The organism is Ilumatobacter sp., assembly GCF_041688325.1.
Classification (GTDB): Bacteria; Actinomycetota; Acidimicrobiia; order Acidimicrobiales; family Ilumatobacteraceae; genus Ilumatobacter_A.
The window spans coordinates 1-19872 of record NZ_JBDNIJ010000134.1; the positions used below are offsets into that span (position 1 = coordinate 1).

General features: G+C 62.5%; 7 protein-coding genes, 1 tRNA gene and 1 pseudogene. 5 read left to right on the forward strand and 4 right to left on the reverse strand.

Annotation, left to right across the window (positions count from 1 at the left end; all coding sequences use genetic code 11):
- A pseudogene (locus ACH2EI_RS09075) lies at positions 1 to 733 on the reverse strand (hypothetical protein); the annotation flags it as partial.
- Between the two features lie 71 nt (positions 734 to 804).
- Entirely contained in the window at positions 805 to 5022 is a 4218-nt protein-coding gene (locus ACH2EI_RS09080) for an FtsK/SpoIIIE domain-containing protein (protein WP_395159775.1), read from the reverse strand.
- Positions 5023 to 5198: 176 nt separating this feature from the next.
- On the opposite strand from ACH2EI_RS09080, the gene ACH2EI_RS09085 reads away from it, so the two are divergent.
- The gene (locus tag ACH2EI_RS09085) at positions 5199 to 5936 is read left to right on the forward strand and encodes a hypothetical protein (RefSeq protein WP_395159777.1); all 738 of its coding nucleotides are present in this window, start codon (positions 5199 to 5201) and stop codon (positions 5934 to 5936) included.
- A 29-nt stretch (positions 5937 to 5965) separates the two neighbouring features.
- Here the strand turns inward: ACH2EI_RS09085 and ACH2EI_RS09090 are convergent.
- Together ACH2EI_RS09090 and ACH2EI_RS09095 are read right to left on the reverse strand one after the other, a co-directional pair.
- Positions 5966 to 6040, reverse strand: a tRNA-Lys gene (locus ACH2EI_RS09090).
- Between the two features lie 134 nt (positions 6041 to 6174).
- A complete protein-coding gene (locus ACH2EI_RS09095; RefSeq protein ID WP_395153770.1) occupies positions 6175 to 6579 on the reverse strand; it encodes a hypothetical protein in 405 nt (134 codons plus the stop codon).
- 193 nt (positions 6580 to 6772) lie between these two features.
- On the opposite strand from ACH2EI_RS09095, the gene ACH2EI_RS09100 reads away from it, so the two are divergent.
- Genes ACH2EI_RS09100 through ACH2EI_RS09115 form a run of 4 tightly spaced genes read left to right on the forward strand, consistent with a single transcriptional unit; the run spans position 6773 to position 19864 of the window.
- Entirely contained in the window at positions 6773 to 7549 is a 777-nt protein-coding gene (locus tag ACH2EI_RS09100) for a DUF4255 domain-containing protein (RefSeq protein ID WP_395153771.1), read from the forward strand.
- On the forward strand, positions 7546 to 10536 hold the full coding sequence (locus ACH2EI_RS09105) for a carboxypeptidase regulatory-like domain-containing protein (RefSeq protein WP_395153772.1): 2991 nt from the start codon (positions 7546 to 7548) through the stop codon (positions 10534 to 10536). The genes ACH2EI_RS09100 and ACH2EI_RS09105 overlap by 4 nt, the downstream gene beginning before the upstream one ends.
- Positions 10533 to 13082, forward strand: coding sequence for a carboxypeptidase regulatory-like domain-containing protein (locus ACH2EI_RS09110; RefSeq protein WP_395153773.1), 2550 nt, complete (start codon positions 10533 to 10535; stop codon positions 13080 to 13082). The genes ACH2EI_RS09105 and ACH2EI_RS09110 overlap by 4 nt, the downstream gene beginning before the upstream one ends.
- Positions 13079 to 19864 (forward strand): carboxypeptidase regulatory-like domain-containing protein, encoded by a 6786-nt coding sequence (locus ACH2EI_RS09115; RefSeq protein WP_395153774.1) that lies wholly within the window; start codon positions 13079 to 13081, stop codon positions 19862 to 19864. Before ACH2EI_RS09110 ends, ACH2EI_RS09115 begins: the two co-directional genes overlap by 4 nt.
- Positions 19865 to 19872 lie beyond the last annotated feature (8 nt).

Here is a 19872-nt window from a genome sequence, read left to right on the forward strand (position 1 = left end):
CACCAACAACATCCTGATTGCGAACGACCCACGGCGCAGCCCACAGCATGCACGATGCTGCGAGCACGAGGACGACCGCGACAGTTCGTCGCAGGTCGACTCTGGTCAGGAGCCACGCGGCAAGGACAGCGATGACGATGCGGGCAACCTGGGGGCGAATCAGGACCGCCGGCCCGATCGTCAGTGCGAGGACAATCAGGGCGGGAATGTCTCGTCGGTCGAGCGGGCCCCGGTCGGCCAACGAGACCAGCGCAGCGAGGCAGATCGAGACGAGCATCACAAACAACGACTCGGTCAGATGCGCGCCGGCGTGGGCGATCAGATTGGGCCACAGCGCGATGACGAGCCCGGCAGCCAAGCCCGCCCTGGCACCAGCGACCCATCGCCCCGTGAGCATCACCGCGCCCGCCGACACACCCCACCACACGCTCTGGAAAACCCCGACGACAGTTGCCCGATGCGCCTCGAGCCCAATGCCGTCAGCCAACCGGTAGATCCAACTCAGCACGGCTGGATAACCCGGCGGGTAATACGCTGTGGGCTCGCCGAGCAGCGAGCGATACCCCTCGCCCTCGACGAGGCGAGTGGCAGCATCGTTGTATAACCCAGGGTCGCTCAGGCCCGTTGGCGTCCGCGCGAACAGTGCAACCCAGACCAAACGGACGACGATCGCGGTTGCGATGACGGCAACCACCTGTCGGTCGATGAGCTTTGGCTCGACGCTGTCCCCCATCGGCGCCGAGTATAAGCACGGGCCGAACGGTCGTCATGTTGGGACAGTGGGGATTCAGACGGAGTGCGGATTCAGGCGCGTGCGATCTGCACGAGCCCATGTCCTCGGCCATCGACGACCCAGCCGAGGCCGGGCCGCGCAGCAATGAGGGAACGGCGCGGCAACGTGGCACCGAGCAGATCGCCGTCGACATCTCCTGGCGACGTCAAGATGATTCCGCAGCGGCTCCGGGCAACTTCACGCGTCCAGTGGCCGTAGGCCGATCGGACGGCGTCAAGCCGCGCCGCCGCGACCACCATCACCCCGACAGGCGGATCGTTCACGAGGCCAGCAAGAACGCCAAGCGGATCGTCGACGCGCTCGGCGTCGTCGATGGCCACCAACGTCGGGGTCCTCCAGCCCGCGATGTCCTCGACAGTCAGCCCGGTCCGGCGGTCGACCTCGACGATCTGGCCGCCCGGGTGCACTTCCACCCACGCTGCGACGAGCCGTCGGAGCGCCGTTGACTTGCCCGTTGCTGCGGCACCTCCGATGAACACGTGATCACCCTGTGGTACCAGCAATGTCGATGTCGCCAGATCGTCGGCGCTCAGACCAAGTGCCAACGAGGTGCTGTCTGACACAGCGCGCCCGGTCGGACGTTCCAGATCGGCACCTGTCACCTCAGCGGGAAGCGACTCCACGGCGGCCGGGCCGTCCGCGCCATGTCGGCCGGGCAGTTCGGCCATCCCGTCGGCACCGATCGCCACCTGGCCTTCGAGGCCACTCGATGCGATCCGCAACCGCCCTGGGCGCTCCGTTCCGACTGGCACCACACCGAACGATCGGGCCACACCCGGGTCATCAACATGGAACACCCACGTGTCTGCCGCGGTCGCTCGACCTGACGAAGTTCCTCCGTCGTCGGTCCAGCAGCACGCGAGGCCAACCGCTGGGCCATCGGCGAGAACACGTTCGAGGAGGGCGAGCGTCGGGGCCATCTCGATCGACGACAACGCAAGACGCAACGAAGTGAGCCCGTCGATCGCGAGCGAGATCGTCGGCGCCTGGCCACCATCGGCCGTTGTCTGATCAATCGACGCATCGAGTCGGGCGAACAGCCGATGTAGCCGCTCGCTCTCGGTCACGCGGACGACCGCGCCGCAGTGTCCGATTCCGGCAACGCCGTCGAGCGCGTGATCACCACGAGCATCGATCACGTACCAGTGCTCGATCGCCGGAGACGCAATGCGACAGCGCGCCGCAATTACCGAGATGAGTGTCGACGTCGTCCCGGATCCAACGGCACCGACCAGCGCGAGGTGGCCGCGCTCGCGCTCCCAACTCAACAGCTTCCGACCCTGCTCGCTCGGGACGTCGATAAGCCCAACAGCATCGTGAGGGATCGCTCTGACCGTCTCGTTGACGGCGCTCGGTAGGAGGTTCGCAGGCAAGACGTCGATCCACGGTCGATGCGGCGGCTCGATCCGGGCGAGCCGAGCGGCATCGCGAATCGTCGCCACTGCAAGTTCGAGTTCGGATCGGCCAGTCGAGTCGATGCCATTATCGATGCCATTGTCGACGCAGTTGTCGGTGTTGGTGCTGCTCGGATGCCTGACAACGAGGCCACGCTCGTCGGCGACCACCGGCCCGGTGCACCGCGCCGCTTGGAACACGATGAGCTCGTCGGGCCCCAGACGAAGCGCTGATCGGCCCGGAATAGTTCGGGAAAACTGAGTGGGGCATGCGTCGTTGACGACATCGTGAGCATCAGCATTGTCATTGAGGCGGAGCGCGAGTCGCAAGTTTGTGTTGGCTCGAATCTCGTCAGTCACGACTCCCGCCGGACGCTGTGTCGCAAGAATCAGATGCACTCCCAAGCTGCGGCCGCGTTGCGCGATGCCGACGAGGGCCGACAAGAAGTCGGGAAGCTCCTTCGCCAGTGCAGCGAACTCGTCGATCACGACCACCAAGCGCGGCAAGGTCAGCGCCTCAGGATGGAGCCGATAGTCGGAGAGGTCGCTCGCACCGACGGCTCGCAGGAGGCGCTCGCGTCGATGCAATTCGGCGTCGAGGCTGACGAGTGCACGTTCGGCGAGGCCATCGTCGAGATCGGTGACGAGGCCAACTGTGTGCGGGAGGTCAGCGCACGCGTCGAATGTCGAGCCACCCTTGTAGTCGACCAGTACGAACGTCACGTGGTCCGGGCTGAGCTGAGCGGCAAGTCCAATAACCAGGCTGCGTAACAGCTCGCTCTTGCCCGAACCAGTCGTGCCCGCAATGAGCGCATGCGGCCCATCGCGTACCAGGTCCACCTCGACCAACCCATCGACGGAATGTCCCAGCGGCGTCGATGGTGCCGGGTCCGAACCGGCCGCCCGCCATCGTTCAACAAGTCGACGAGCGGCCAGGCCGGCTGGCGCTCCGACCAGCACCGGGTCAACGTCGCCGAGCGAGACGGATGTCGGCAATCGACCCGCCTGGCCTCCTGCCTGTTCCGGGTCTGACAGGCCCGCGAGTCGGCGCGCTGCGGCATGTGCCGTCGCCTCCGTGATGCCGGCCATTCGAACGTCGCGCGCCTCGGTGGGTGCGGCTTCGTCGTCAACGCGGAGTCGCCCGCTCGGCCCGACCATGATCGTTCGATCGCACACCGCCGGTGTCGATTGCTCGGGTTCGACAGCGACCAGCACTGCGGGCTGCGCTGTGTCGAGATACCGACGCAGCGGGCCGGTCCGCACAGCAAGCAGGCTGGGGTCGTCGACGATCAGCAGCGTCGGTCTCAGAACGTCGACGGCGACCGAACCGAGAAGCGCATTCAGTGCCACGGCATCGCAGGCGTTGGCAATCATCGGACGGTTGACGGCATCACGCACCTGCGGCAGCCATTCGGCCCACTTCCAGCGATCGGGGTTGACCGTGACGATGACGAGTTGCCAATCAGCGGGCCCAACCGAAATCGCAAGCTGGACGATGATCGAACGCAGCAGCGCCGCAGCGAGTACCGGCATGCCGCGCACGGCAACGGCGCGCCCCGGCTCGATCAGAAGTGGGACCCCGACACCGCTGAGCAGGCCAGCACTCTGCAACGCGGCCTGGCTATCGGCATCGGCGTTCCCGTCGTAGCGCACCGACCAACGTTGCTCGCCGCGGCCCAGCACGCAGCGCAGCCTGTCGACCGGATCACCGCTCTGTGTGAAGAGTCGACGCGCCCACACCGCACTGCGATCCCCGTCGAGCGCGTCGGTAACGGGCAGCGCGGCGAGCACGTCCGAGTGCAACGCGCAGTGATGCCGACGCGCTGCTGCCTGCTGCCAATCGAGTTCCTGATGAAAGCGGGCTCGATCGGCAACCCCTTCCGCTCGCCTTCGCCGGTTCTTGCGCCACGCGTCTCCGGCACCCACACACCAGGTGCCGAATGATGCGAATGCCCCGATGAGTGCAAAGAGGGCGAACATCATCTGTCCGAGGATGACGGCGAGTGCCGCCGCGCCCATCACCGCGATGGCCGCCCCGACGAGCCCGAGCGCCGAGGGAATCGGAATCCGCGCCGAGTTCACGGGTACGACGACCGGCGGGAGGACGAGGGCCGGTACCGCGCACGGGCCTCGCCTGACCTCGCGCCGCCACGGGTCGGCTTGCCGGTCAGCCAATGTTCCTGCATCGCAACGCTCCATGCGGCGCTCCACAATTTTGTCGACGTCGGCCGAGCATTCAATCGTCAACTCGGTGCTGCCCATCGCGATTCGAGTCGGGAGCGACACCGTGGTCGACGCCAAGATCGCCACGTTGTCGAGCAGCACCGGCACCTGTCCTGCGAGCTGCGTCACCCGAACGGTGTCCATGTCTGCATCGATCATGACGTGGTGAAGTTCGACGGTCGGGTCCTCCACTCGAAGGTGGGCAGCCGGCGACCGCCCAATGATCCATCGGCCAGTTTCGACCGCACCGACCACACGACAGTCAGGCCCGGCGGTGATACTCACAACGAGCACATCCCGGCCAGATCCTGTCTTGTTCACAAGGTTGGCAGCACCGCTTGCCGTGGCGCTGTCCTCTGCCGCGACCGCCACCGACGATCCGCTTCGCAGCCTGGATTCGGCCAGTCGTTCAGCCGGCGGCATGACGCGCCCATCAATGAATAGCCGCTGTGTCGCGGCAAGCCCAAGTGCCTCGGCGAGGTCTGCAACGGTGTCGCCGGCAGTGCGCGGAGCGATTGACAGACGGTTGCCACACGGGCCGTGGATCTCCAGCGCCGGAATCGTCGGTGACAGCTGTGGCAATGAGGTTCTGGGGTCGATGGCCGGGTTCACATCCCAACAGTGGGCAGGCTGGTGCAGCAACCGGAACCGAGGATCTCCCGGAAATCTCGAAATGTGCGCTGACCAGGTGCTGTGAAGCCGGGGAGATCAGGTGTGAGACATGCCGTCGGCGTCCGGTGAGCACGCCGGTGAGCACGCCGGTGATGGTCGGAGCGCACGGTGCAGCCATGACCGAAATTCATCGCCCACACCGCTTCTCCGACCGCCTCGATGCCGAGTGGCAACACACCGCCACTGCTCGACGCACCGTCCGCACGATCCATTCGTGGGCGGAGCTCGTCCCAACGGCTGACGCCGCTCGGTTTGGTCAACTCACCGATGCCCAGGAGCTCATCGACGCAACACAACGCGCCGACGGCGACGCCGGAAACAGCCTCCTGTTAGTACTGGTCGAGCTTGCTCGACACGACGCACTGGCTGGTCGGATCGTGGTGCAGCGGCTTCTGCCCGGATTGATCAGCGCTGCGGCCAAGTATCGGTTTTTGAGCGAGGCCGGCGACCCGGCCGAGGATGCCGTGGGTGCAGCCTGGATCGCAATCCGGAACTACGACATCGCCAGGCGCACTCGCCATGTGGCTGCCGGTTTGATCTCGGATGCGATCTACCTTGCCTTTCGACGAGACGCCCGACGCCAGCTCCCGGCCGAAACCTCGACCGAGCCGCGGCTGCTCGGTGAACGAGTTGCCTGTCCGCCGTCGCATGCACTCGTCGAGTTGGCTGACGTCGTCCGCACGGCGCGCCTTGCTGGCGTCGCTCTCCACGACCTCGATCTGATTCGAGCGCTGGTCTGCACGGGGTCGCCGGGCGCCGTGGCTCGCCAGCAGTGCGTCACCCCACGGACGATCCGCAACCGCCGTGACCGTGCGATCGTTCGACTCCAGCAGGCGCTGGCCATCGCGGCGTGATAGCCACCGCAACAAGGCCGCGATGCGTGTGGTGCCTCCCCTGGGGCTCGAACCCAGAACCAATGGATTAAAAGTCCACTGCTCTACCGTTGAGCTAGAGAGGCGGGGCCGGCGCGATTCGCAGGGGGAAACCCCGTTGAATCGGATGCGCCGGATTGTGCGTCGTCATCGTAGGGCCTGCAGGCGATCACGACGACCTCACCGAGCGATACCTTTGGTCAGCACATACCGGCGCGGTTCAGCGCTGGCTGTTTTTAATCGTTGCTTCCAGCGGCGTGCTGTCGGCATTGCCCGCCACGCACACGATCTCGCTGTCATCGAAGTCGTTCCAGCTGGCCAGCGTCGGGACGAGCCACGAGTAAAACAGCTTCGAGTCGAAGGCACTGATACCGACATACGGCTCGAACGCCTCGAGGCACACCCGCTCTGCGAAGGATTCGAGACGATCAAACCCGGGATAGACGTCTGGAATCGAACCCGACGATGTGTCCGTCAGCGACTCGAGGAACGGCGTGGCCTCGAACACCTCGTGGCTATGCGGCACGTTGCAGGCAACCCAGGGCAACTTGGTGACCTGCGCCCCGACCTCATCTTCGAACTGGAGACAACGCTCCTCGGTGGGCTGGGTATCGACGTTCAGCACTGACGAATCTTCGCCATCGCTTCCGGAGCAGGACGCGATCACCAAGAGACAGCATCCAGCAGCAACCGAGAGCAACCGAGATTTCCCGTTCGGGCCTGAAGACGACACTAAAAATAGTGTAACGTCGCACTTGTGTCATGGCGAGTTGCGTCCGGTGCGCTTGACGCTGGGACGATTCCGAGGGAGTTGATCGGTGCTTGAACTCATCGATGACGCACTCGAAACTTTCTTGCGCGCTGAGGTGCCACTCAGCTCGACGGAAATTGATGTCTCGTTCGACCCGCCTGACCGAGAGTGGAGCGCACGTCTCGTTCGGCCAACGGTCAATGCGTTCCTCTGGGATCTACGACGCTCAGCAAGCCGCTCCCAGAGCGGGTTGCGCACTGTCGAGCACAACGGAGTAATTGTCCATCAGCCTGCATTCCCGGTGATCGAGCTCCGCTACGTGCTCACCGCATGGGCATCCGACAAGGGCGACGAGCGTGACCTTCTGTCGGGGTTGCTGCGGATCATCCTTCAGCATGCAGCGTTACCGCGCCGTTATCTCTCCAACGAGCTCGATCAACTCGAGCAGCCCAGCTTGCTGATTGCCCGCGCAGGCGAGGACCACATGGACGTGTTCAAGGCGCTGGAAGGGCAAATCAAGCCTGGGATCAACATGTCAATCTCGACCGAATTCGACACCGGGGTCCACTTCCCGGCAGGCCCACCGATCACCTCGATCGAGTCCGCCGTCGGGCAGCTAGGTGAAACAGTTTCCCGTCGCCGCCGTGTCGCTGGCGAAGTGGTCGGCGCAAGCGCAGCCGCCGCCATCGGCGTTGTTGTCCGCTCCACCACCGATGCCACCCTGGTCAATGACGCGGGGCGATTCTTGCTGCGTGCGGCACCTGGTGACGAGATCACCCTCGACACCACACCGCCGCTGGTCGCAACCGTTCTCGACACAGGCGGAGTCAGGTTCGAGCTGTGAAACCCATTGAGAGTAAGGGGATGCGGACCGACCTCCGCGTCTCCCACGTCGCAGTAACACCTGGCGAGCCACTGCGCCTCCCAATCACCGTCACCAATACGGCAACAGTGATCGACGGTGTCACGGCGATTATCGATGGGCTGAACCCGAACTGGGTCAGCCTCGAACAACCTTTGATCAGCCTCTTCCCTGACGCATCGGGCGAGCTTGAGCTCATTTTTGACATCCCCCGGTCGTGTGCTGCCGGCGACTACCTCATTGTCGTTCGCGTCCTGTCGACGATCGAACCCGAGCGACAGACCGTTCACGACTTTTGGCTCACCGTGGGCGCGATCATCGACGTCAATCTGTCGCTGCGACCAGAAATCGTGAGCGGTGGCAAGTCGGCAAAGATTCAAGCCACAGTCGTCAACACCGGCAATTCGACGACCGATGTAATTATCTCCGCCATCGAGCCCACGCGAGAGATCGACTGTTCGATTCGCCCGTCACGCTTTTCTGTGCCGCAGAATAGCGAGACGCTCGTCGACGTTGTCATGCGCGGCAGTCGCCCATGGTTCGGCCAATCGGTCACACGGAACATCGTGTTCACCGTCAAGGCGGGCGATGCCGAGGTCATAAAGTCCGCGACGTTCAACCAGCGAGCACGGATTCCGCGTGGCGCGATCACAGCATTCACACTTGTTGCAATCGTCCTGTTGTGGGCGTTGATGTTCCTGCTGGTGATCTCCAAACTCAACTCATCAGATACTGCAAGCAAGGCTCCCGCTACAGCCTTCAACGTGGGGGGTGAAGCGAACGTTCCGCTCTCCAACATTGCCGGCAACGCCGCTGGCACGGTCACTGCTGCCACAACAGGCGCTGGTCTTCCAAGGGTGACCATCGAGGCACTGCGCGAAACCGTCGACGACGAGGGCGAGTTCGAACTGCTCACGGTCGGTTCAGCGGCCACCGCTGAGGATGGGTCGTTCACGTTCGAGGCGCTTGTCCCCGGGAAATACCGATTCTGTTTCAGTGGCGACGGCTTCGAAGAGTTCTGCTACCTCGAAGGGTCGACCCGCGGGACCTCGGATCGGGCGGTCGGAACCACCCTGACGGTGCGGCCCAAGAAGCCCCTCGAGAGCAGCCTCGACATCGAGCTCAACGGGATGACCGGCAACTTCATCGGCACCGTCACGCTGCCGAGCGGTGCGGACCAAGATGCTGACCAGACTCAATCGGCTGCCTCTGTACCGTCAGTCACTGCCACACAGGTCGTCGAGGGCCCAGGCAGAGAAGCTGGCGAGCCAATCGCAGCCGACGTCGATCCGATCACCGGTGAGTTCGACTTCGATCTCGACAACGACGGCACTGGCGATCTACCAACGCCAGCGACGTACTTGATCACGATCTCCGGGGACAGCTTCGCGACGCAGCAATTCAAACAGAAACTCGAGGCCGGGGCCACTCCGTTGATCCCCACCATCAACCTCGGAGCTGCCAATGCTCGCCTGAGTGGAACCGTCAGCGACATCAACGGCGGGCCACTCGGCAATGTCACCGTGACTGCACGCAGTGGCGATTTCGTCGTACGAACCATCACACCGACGATCGGCAACGTCGGAACCTTCGTCTTCAGCGGACTGAAGACACCGGAGACCTACGTTCTCACTTTTGAGCGTGACAACTATGCGAGCATGACGATTACTCGTGACATGCAACCCGGCAAATCGGTGACCGACATCAACCAGGCGCTCTCGGGCGGCTACGGCACCGTCACCGGCGTTACCGTCTCTAGCACCGGCTCCGGCGTCGGTGACCTGACCGTTAGAGTCGTTGCCCAGGATCAGGTTGCAGTTTCGTCGACGCTTTCAGATGGAAGCTTTCGCCTCGATGACCTGCCATTGACCGGAACGTATGTCGTCACGGTCAGCGGCGACGGATACCGCAGCGAAACCGTCCGTGTTGCTGCAAACACCGCCGGACCCGTCGACGTCGGCTCCATTGTGCTCGGTCCAAGAACCTCAGACCTCAATGGAACAATCTCGTTCGGCAGCACCACGCTGAGCGGTGCCACCGTGTCGGTTACCGATGGAACCAAACAGCTCATCACCACAACTTCTTCGAATCCCACAGGGTTCTACGCCTTTTCCGGCCTTGCGCCCGGTTCCTACGCGTTGACCGTCGATGCACCGGGCCTACAGCGGCGCGTTGTGGCCCTCACCATAGAGGCTGGCGTCAATGTCAACAGGAACGTCAGCCTCTCCGGCGCATCAGTCAGCGGTGTGGTGACCTTCGCTGGCGCCCCGCTCGCCGGGGCCAAGGTCACACTCGACGACGATCAAACGACGACAACTGATCGTACCGGTCGGTACTCGTTCGTCTCTCTCAAATCTGGCTCGTACCGGCTGATCGTCACTGATGAGGGCCTGCTCGAAACAGCACAGTTCACACTGATTGCCGGTAGCCAAATCACCAAGAACGTCACCCTTGGTTCAGAGATTGCCGGCACGGTGCTCATCGACGGTTTAGCTGTTGGTGGCGTGACTGTCACACTCACGAACAGCATCGGCACCTTCACCGCCAAGGCGACGACCGACACCTCGGAGACGAACCTCGGGCGCTACTCGTTCCGCGACCTTCGCGCTGACTCGTCCACGTTCTACATACTGACATTCGAGCGCCGGGGATTGACCGGCAAAGTCGAGCCCGTGAGCCCTACTGTCGGAGCCGACGTCACCCGGAACGTCACCATGTTTGCCGAGATCGTCGGCAGGGTCACAACCAGCGCGGGCGCCCCGGCGGCCGGTGTGGTCGTCACTGCAACCGGTGTGACGTCAACCGCCACAACCGACGCTGACGGCAACTACCGGATTCCCAACCTCTCGGTCGGCGCCTACACCCTGCGATTTGAGGGGACCAAGTTCATCACGCAGACATTTGCGACACGGATCGTTGCCGGTGCTGGCGGCTTCACCAAAAACATCGTCATGGCAAGTGCATCATGACCAACGTCCACACCTCTACATGGCCAGAATCGGTCGAGGTCGCCGCCGGCGAGAAGGGGTTTGTGTCCGTCGTGATCACGAACACTTCCAACGTCATCAACGCCTATCACGTTGAAGTTTTTGGCGTCGATCCTGCATGGGTCCAGACCACACCGACGACTGTTTCGCTCTTCCCCGGTGACACGCAAAGCATCGACATCAGCCTGCAACTCCCTGACGATTATCCCGCATCGGACCGGTTGCTGACTCTCAACGTCGTGTCCGCCGACGACAACTCTTTCACGATGAGCCAGGTCGAGTTGAGCGTTCGGCCCAATGCCGAGACCTCGATCCACCTCGATCCGGTGATGGTCAACGGCGGCCGCACAGCCACGTTCGGCATGGTCGTGACGAATTCAGGCAACACGCCGATCACGGCAACCGGCTTCGCCGTCGATCCGGAAGCTCTCGCCGAGTTCACGTTCGACCCACCGCACGTCAACGTGCCACCAGGCCGCCAACGAATCATCCAGGTCGTTGCGAAAGGCGGGCGATCTTGGTTCGGCCAGATCAGGCCGCGGACGTTTACGTTCGGCGTCGAAGCTGAAAAGCGAGTCGAAACGCTCGGCATCTTCCTCCAACGGGCCAAAATCAGCCGATGGTTGATCTCCCTTCTTGGTCTCCTCGCCGCTGCAGCAGTCTTTGCTGCTGTGCTCAGCCAGTCCTTCGGCGCTGTGGTGGAAGAAGCCAGAGTGACAGACGGTGTCCTCGACGCAGCGCTCAATCCCGGCGACGCCGGTGGCGCTGAGATCCCTGCGAATCCGAGCACGGTGACCGGACTCATCGTGTCGTCCACAGGCAGTGGGCTGTCCGGCATCCAAGCGGTCCTTGTCGGCGCGGCCGATCCAGCGGTACCGCTGTCGTCAGCGTCAACCGACGCCACCGGGGCCTTCACGTTCAGCAATCTCGGCACCGGTGACTACCTGATGCAATTAAGCGGAGCCGGGATCGACACCGTCTGGTACCAGCGCGATGCCGACGGCGAAGTCATCGTGACGGCTCAGGCTGCTGATGCAACGAAGGTGTTCGTTCCCCAGAAAGACACGGTCGAGCTCGGCTCAATCACCGTCCGGGGTCAGCCGGTCGTCATCGTCGGCACCATCGATATCGCCGACGCAACCGGTGTGATCTTGCGTCTTATTGTCCCCGGTCAGATCGAAGCAGGTGTCGACGCGGTTGTCGCCGAAGTCGCACTTGCGCCCGACGGTTCCTTTGCCCTTCCCGACGTCCCTACCCCTGGCAACTACATCCTCGTCGTCGAAAAACCCGGCCTCGGATCACAGCAACAAGAAATTGTCCTCGAACCGGGCGGCGAGCTCCCCGAGCTGAATATTTCGTTCAACTCCGGAGCTGGACAAATCAGCGGGACAATCAGTGCTCCCACCGGACCGCTTGACGGAGCGATCATCACCGCGATAGCCGGCCCGACCACATTCCAAACCGTCTCGCTGAGTGGACCTGGCAGTACCGAGGGAACGTTCACACTCCGCAACCTGCCGGTGCCCGCGCTCTACACCGTCACAATCTCCCGCCCGGGCTACGCAGCGCAGACGCTCCAGGTTCCTGTCGGCCCCCTTGAAGACGGTGCCGCAATCGACGTGAACGCCAGTTCTCCCGAGCTGCGAGTCGTACTCGTCCCGGCAGTCGGGTTGATCGAGGGCACAGTCCAGGTCGCCGGCGGGGGCGTGCCGCGCGAGATTTCCGTGGTGCTCACCGGAGTCGACGTCGAACGCACCGTCGATGTCATCAGCCAGAAAACCCCGATCGGCGCGTACTCGTTCTCCGAGTTGCCAGCACCAGGCACGTACACACTTACGTTCACCGGGCCAAAACTCCTGAAGCAGGTACGCGTCGTCACCATCGATCCACGAACCGGGCAACAAGTTGCCCCCGTCAGCCTCGTCGTGATGGCGCCGTACGATCGAAGGGTCACAGGAATCGTCACCACGGAACGCACCGTCGGGCAGGCCACCGCTGTCGGGCAGGCCACCGTCGTACTCAGCAACGGCTCCAGCTCGCGAACACTGCAGACATCTGATGATCCAGCTGATCCGCTGGGCGTTTTCTTCTTCAGTAACGTCGCTCCGGGGACCTACACGCTGTCTGCCTCCCTGCCTGGCTCGGTCCAAAAGGTCAAGCTCATCGAGATCAACTCGTCGACACCACCGCTCCTCAACATCGGGAGCATCGCCCTCGGCCCGCAGGCCAGCGCAACCGGAACGGTCGCAGTCTTCGAAGAAGGCGTCAATCCGGGCCAACAGGTGCAGGTGCAACGGTCAGTGATGGTCCGGCTGTTCACTCCCGAGCAGTTCCCCGAGGGCCAAGCGCTCGCAGATGTCACCACCGATCAGGTAACCGGCCGGTGGACGTTCCGGGCGCTGGAATCCAATAACTACATCGTGGCAGTGTACGAATCTGAGAACACCTCCAGCCCATTGGTGTCGAAGAGCATCGCCCTCGGGCCTGGCGAAGAAAAAGAAGTCAGCCTCAAGGTGACGCTGCGATGACCATCAGGTTTGAAACGCTGACGCGCACGATCGATGCGGCGCCGGGAGAAACCGTCGCCGGGAAGATCCGCCTCGCGAACGAGTCTGGCGAAGATGCCGAGGTCACCATCCGAGTCATCGGCTTCGGTCCCGAGTCGGTTGATTCCACGTCGAATGGACAAACGGTTCATCTGCCTGCCGGTGAAACGCTCGACGTCGACATCCCGATTGCCGTACCCGGCCTCCTCGGGATTGGTCAGCACGCCGCAGCATTCGAGGTCCGCACAGGGTTACAAGGATCCCAACCGCTGCTGGGTTCGTTCACACTCTCGGTGCCGTCAGTCGAGCGGATCCTCATCGAAACCGTACCAAGCACCATCAGAGGCAAGCGTCGGCCCAAGTTCATCCTCGACCTCACCAACAACGAGGCGCAACCAGTCACCTTCGTCGTTGACGGTTCAGCGCAGAAGGTGCGCGTCCGCTTCGAGAGGGATTCGTTCCAGCTTGCACCGGGCGAGCATGCCTCGACCCGAGCCAAAGTTCTCGGCCCACGTCGCCTGTTCGGACAACCCACACAACACAACCTTCTGCTCTCGGCACGTGGCACTGCTTCGTCGACTGCGATCACCGCCCCATACGTTCAGCGACCGCTCATCGCGTCACGCCTCCGATCGATCGTTGCAGCAATCACTGTCGTCGCGTTGTGGGCCGGCGGAATGGTTGGCTTGTATCGGTGGGATCGCAGCCAACAGGTCGGCACATCCGACCAGTCTTCTCAGACGGTTGACGCCGACGGCACGGTGCAGGAATCAGCAAACCCAGCTGAACCAGGAGCCGAAGAGGCCAACGCCACCGACAACACAGCCGACAACACCACCGAATCCAACAACTCCGACACCGGTGACGACAACACGGCCGAATCCACAGACTCCGACAACAGCGCCAAATCCAACAACTCCGAATCCAACAACTCCAACACTGGCGACAACACAACCGGCGACGACCCGACCTCTGCTGAGACCAGCAAGCGGGCTGCCCTAAGTTCGCCGATTTCGACCAGCGTGACCGGAACACTCACACTCGACACTGACAGCGGCGACTCATCGGCAGATGTGCTCGACGGCGTCGTGATCAAGCTCCGAGAGTTGCAGCTTGGCGAAGCTGCACCCGATCAGAGCGTTCCCTTGGGTTTTGCAGCGACGCGTTCCGCAAGCCAGCCGTCCAAGATCTGGTCGGCGCGGCGCAGTACTTCAGCGAGCGAACTGGGGCGCATCCGTCAGACGGTCCCAGTCACCCGCGAAGGACTCCCCAACGGTCTCGGCATCTGGCTGTTCAGCGAGGTGCAACTCCAACGAACGTATGAACTGGTGTTTCAGAAGGTGGGATTCCAGTCCCAGTCCTTCGTGATCGAACCAACCGATGATGGAACGCTTGTCGAGGTCGACGTCAATCTTGTTCCCGGCGAGGGATCAATCGTCGGAACACTGACCGGTCCGCCTGCCGGGCAGCGCAATGCGGCGATCTCGATCACCGATGGCACGCTCGAATATTCAACGACCGCCGCCAGTGACACCGGTACCTTTGAAATCGAAGGACTCAGCACGCCGGCGGTCTACACGTTGACTGCCTCGCTGCCGGGGTACGGGACGGTCGTCCAACAGGTGTTGCTCGATACCGGTGAGAAAGATAAGCCCACCGATGTGATCCTGCGACCGGGCGTCGCTACCGTTCGCGGTCAGGTGTTCGGGCCGGAGGGCGGAGTCGGCGGCGCAGCCGTCACCGTCAGCGGACGCGGTGAGCCGCGCACGACAACCACTCTCACCGAAGGCGACGTCGGCGCCTTCTCGCTGTCGGGCTTCGACATCGACGACAAGAACCCCCAGGTTGCCACGATCACCGTCGAGCAAGACGGATTCAATCGAGAGTCGACCACGCGTGTCCTTGATCGCTCCGACGTCTCCCGTGTCAACTTCCTGCTCACCGGCGACCGACTCCGCCTCAGTGGCGTGGTCCGAAATTCAGGTAACGACGTCCCCATCGCAGGAGCCTCGTTGCAACTCGCAACCGGCGACCTCACCCTTACCGCCCAGACCAGTTTCGGGTCAGATTCGGGTGAGTTCGATGTGGCCGATCTTCCACCAGGCGACTATGTGATCGCAGTCGCCGCCTACGAATACGTCACGTCATACGAATTCGTCACGCTTGTCGAGGGGACCCCCCCTGATCGTCTCGCTGTCGCCCTGCAGAAGAAAGACCCGGCCGACCTCTCGAACCAGTTGCAAGGGGACCTGACAGTCCGCGTCATCGACCAAGAGGGTGCCACGCAGGGAACGCGCGAAGTCACGAACGCCGAAGTCAGACTCTTCAACACCGCGAGTGGGGCTCCCGTCAAATTCGTTGCGAGCGAGTCGTCAAACGAGGTGCGATACACGGTTCCGATCGGCACATACACCGTGACCGTCACGCATGATGACTACAACCCGGCGGCGCGGCGCGAGGTGACCGTCGGCCTCAGCGGCCAGACGATCGAAGTTGAGCTCGACAAGAAGTTAAAAGCCAGCGCTCGCGTGATCGACTCGGTGTCTGGGTTACCACTCATCGGATACGAGCTCAGCGTCTTTCGCGAACCCGACCTTGCTGGAGAGAGCGAGAAAGAGATCACCGTCACGGTCAATGGACTTGACGGCGAATGGGAGACCGACGAAGCGCTGCCTGTCGGGTCGTACCGAATCGAGACAAACCTCGAGGGCTACCGAATCCGCAACGATCAAGTCCTTGACGCCACGTTGAATGGAGCGGACCGGGTCTTCCGCTTTGAGATTCGTGCGTCACTGACTGAAAAACTGGTCCTCAACGACATCCGCGCCGATCCGTATGCCAAGGTCAGTGGGCGCGTCTTCAGGCCGACGGTCGACAGCCTCGGAGTCGTCCAATTCGAGCCGATCGACGAGCCGCTTCTCAAAGTGACGATGAAATGCACGGGCCGATCGCCCGGGGCGAGCTCCAAGGAAGCAGCGGCAACGCTTTCCGACGAGTTAATCGTCAGTGGGTCTGATCGATACGACACGTTCACCTTCCCTCGCGAGACGTTCGCCGAGCAGCAACTCGACCGCGCCAACTGCACAATCAACGCAGAGGCCGGACCGACCTACGCTGCGGCCGCACCGATCTCGTTCTCCAATCTGAGTGTCAGTAACGGATCTGCATATACCGACCGGATTGTCAACTTCGCGTTGGCCAAACCGCTGGTCAACACGTTCAAGGGCACCACGTTTTGGATCGATCAGCGCAACGGGCAGTCGCGTCCAGTCGGCGGCGTCACGCTCACCTCGCTCGGCGCAGGTGCAATCGTCGACTTCAAAGCGAACATTTCGGGCCCAGAGCAGTCCGAGCTCGTGCCGGAGTCGTCGTTCGCCCTCTTGGAAACAAGGGGCGACAGCACGACTGGTGTCTGGCAGTTCAATGGGCCGAAGAACCAGGTCATCGGCCAAACGCTCTACCGCGTCGAAGCGCCCAGTGGCGAGTTCGCCAACGGCACCATCAACGTCACCGTCAACGGAGCAGGGGACCGCACCGTCAATGCAGTGAGCGGCGTGGTGGTGACGGGAAGCGACGCAAACGGCTTCAACATTCAGATGCTCCCACCGAATCCGGGGACGTTGAGCGGCACCGTGAAGATCCTCAGCGTCGACAACAACTTCCAGAAGGTCACAGTCAAGGGGTACGAGCCGACAAACAACCCGGTGCTCGTCGTAGCGCCCGCGACTCCGACACCCGATGAGACTGCGACCGTCAGTCCCGGCACATTCGAATTCCTCTCGGCCTCCGCTGGTACCTGGACCGTTGACTTCACAGCCCCGCCGAACCACGAGTTCCTGGTTGCGGCCACGTCGTCAACCGACGTATTCGTCCCGCCCAACAAAACAAATACGCCGTTCACCACGAAGCTCGTCGAACTGGGCCAGATCGACCTCACCTTGAATTCAAGCGTCGTAGGTGGCAGTGCGCCTTCGCTGCCAACGGTTTCCGCAACTGAAGTCGTTGCCGGAGCCAGAGTGGCGCTGGCCGCTACACCAACTGTCGTCGGAGCGGCGCCCGGGCCCTACGCGGTACGCGGCTTCCCGGCCACCGTCGACGACACCGGGACGGCCACCGTCTACACAACCAGAAATTACGACGTCACGTTCGAAGCAGCCGGGTTCGACCACGAGTCGGCAATCGTGGACTTCACGGATCCTACGAATACAGCGGCGAACCTCGCCAATTCCATCGACGTGCGGTTCGACATGCAGGCCGGCACCAAGGTGCCGGTCACGGTCACGATGCAGCCGTACGGCTTTATCAGAGGCCGCATCCAGGGTGTCCGGGCCTCCGGACTTACAGGGCTCGACATCACCCAGGCCGGCGGCAATGCAATTCTGGATATCACGTACAGCACGACAGCCGGCGGCACGTTCGCCTCCTCGTCCATCTCGCCGACGAAGCCGACCGGTTCCGACCCCGGCACATTCGAATTGACTGGACCGCCCGGCTACTACCGGCTCACGGTCACCCACCCCGAGTTCGAAACGACACCGGGCTTCATTCCGCCCGACCCAGTCGTGGGCACTCTGCCTTCCGGCGATTTCCGTATGGTCAACGTCGCCACCAAAGACACGTCGGGCACGCCCTGGAAGCTCGAGGAGCTTCGCACCGATCTTGAGCTACAAGTCTTTGACTCATTGGCCAAGACCGTAACGATGGACGCCAACTACACCCTCACACCCACAGCCACGGGCTCGGCGCTACCGATCATCACAGGAGACTGCAGCGGCATCGCTGTCGACGCCGCTTGCGTCATTCCCGGGCTTGGCGCACTCCAGGAGTACACGCTGCTCATCAAGAACAAGGTCGGAGCGCCCGCTTCTTTCCCGGCCATGACAACGATTGTGGCCCCTCAAAACTCATCAAACGCCGCAAAGTCAGTCAAGGTGACCGCTGTCCTCCCACCGCTCGACCAGAACTTCACCGTCCAGGTCGTCGGGCAGAACAGCAACGGTGACCCCGTCGCCGCTCCCACCGTCACCGTCACCAGCGACTTCGACGCAAGCGCCTTCAGAATCGATGTTGACGACAACACCGGCGTGGCCGTCAAGCCCAACCTCGCCGACGGCAAGTTTGCCTCGCCGACGTCTACCGTGATCAGCGTCTCCCAGACCGACTACTTGTTCGCCGCAGTGCCCAGCGGACCGCACACTGTGACAGCAACTCAGCAGCCCCCCGGCTACCGTGCACTGGGCACAAATGAGGCGCTCCTGACGGTTCCCAGTACGACCCCGGCCAACTTCACGTACACCGCCGAAAACGTCACGTTGACCGCAGTCCTGACGGACAACTTGACCGGTGGCGACTACCCCAATCTGAGCTGGACGCTCGCATCTGGGACCGAGGTGTACCAATCCACGGACTGGAACACGAAGTGCGGGTCGATAGCTCCTTTCCCCTCCGCGTGCCCGTCGCCCGCATGGAGCTTCGATGAGGCCGCCAATCGGTTGACGATCGCGGGAGTCCCGCCAGAACTTGAGGGTGGCGCCGGGGTCGAGACGTTTACGCTGACAATCAACGACGAACTGCATACGACCACGGTGTCGCCGAAGTTCAACATTCCGGTATTGGGCAACAATTCGGACGGCACGCATAACATCACGGTCACTACAGTTGCTGATGCGGCACGTCTCATCGGATCGGTGACACAGTTCGACAGCGCAACTGGTGTGCCAGTGTCGCTGCCCATCGGCGGCTCACTCACTCTCCGAGACAGCGCTGGGACGCTCGTCCCTGCGGTGCTCCCACCGTCAGAGGTCTACACCGGTAACGGCCTCTACCAACGGACGGTCACCCTCGGAGCTGCGAGCGCGTTTTACCTTCTCGTCTCCAACACTGGCTATGTCCCCCTCGAGAAACAGCAGTTCATGCAGCCTGGATCGGTGACCACCCTTAATGTCAACATCAACAAAGTTGCGATGGTCACCGTCATCGTGGCACGCGATACCGCTGGCACCTCCCCTGTATTGTCCCCGCCGCCCGGGCTCGACGTCTATCTGACCACGATAAACGGTCGAGTCACTCCGATTGCGGTCACGATCAGTGGTGCAACGCACAGCTTTGAGGTGCCAGGGAATGTCGAGTATCGCGTCCAAGCAACTGCGAGCGACTACGGAGAGATCTTCACGGACCCAATGAACGGCTCTTTCATTCCGGCGATCGGGCAGACGACCAAGAAAATCGTTGCCCTTCCCCGCCTCGTCCTGGTCACTGTCAGCGGGCCAGCCAGTGCCACGTTGACCAACTCGTTCGGAACAACCGAGACATCACCAGGGAGATTCGAGTTCCCACCTGGCACGACGGGATCGACGGGCGCCGGAACCCTCCAGATCCAAGCCACCGGCTACCGCACACGTGGAGGGATCCCCATTGCCGATCAGCTCATCACGAATCTGGCCGAGCAGCTCCTCCCGACGGTGACCGTCTCTGGAACGCTGACGACGAGTACCGGCAGCCAAGCAGCCAAGGACATAGCGTTCCGTGTCACCACGCCAGCGATCGTCGTGGGAGGAACGACAATTGCACAGGCGGAGTCGCTCAACGGTCTGACGACTCTCGGGAACTACACAATGGCGGATCTCAACGTCGGCCCAAACGGCGAACACCGAGTGTGGACCGTCGAATTCCTCGCCGAATCCCCCAACAGCGCCTTGGAGGTACTGCCCACGATCGATGGAACCTCAGCGACGAACATCACGAAGAACATCGTGCTCATCTGAGACGGTCC

What these genes read in the sequence shown, in the direction of transcription:
- ACH2EI_RS09115 (WP_395153774.1), top strand. Translation starts at nt 13,079, where the DNA reads ATGACCATCAGGTTTGAAACGCTGACGCGCACGATCGATGCGGCGCCG.
- ACH2EI_RS09110 (WP_395153773.1), top strand. Translation starts at nt 10,533, where the DNA reads ATGACCAACGTCCACACCTCTACATGGCCAGAATCGGTCGAGGTCGCC.
- ACH2EI_RS09085 (WP_395159777.1), top strand. Translation starts at nt 5,199, where the DNA reads ATGACCGAAATTCATCGCCCACACCGCTTCTCCGACCGCCTCGATGCC.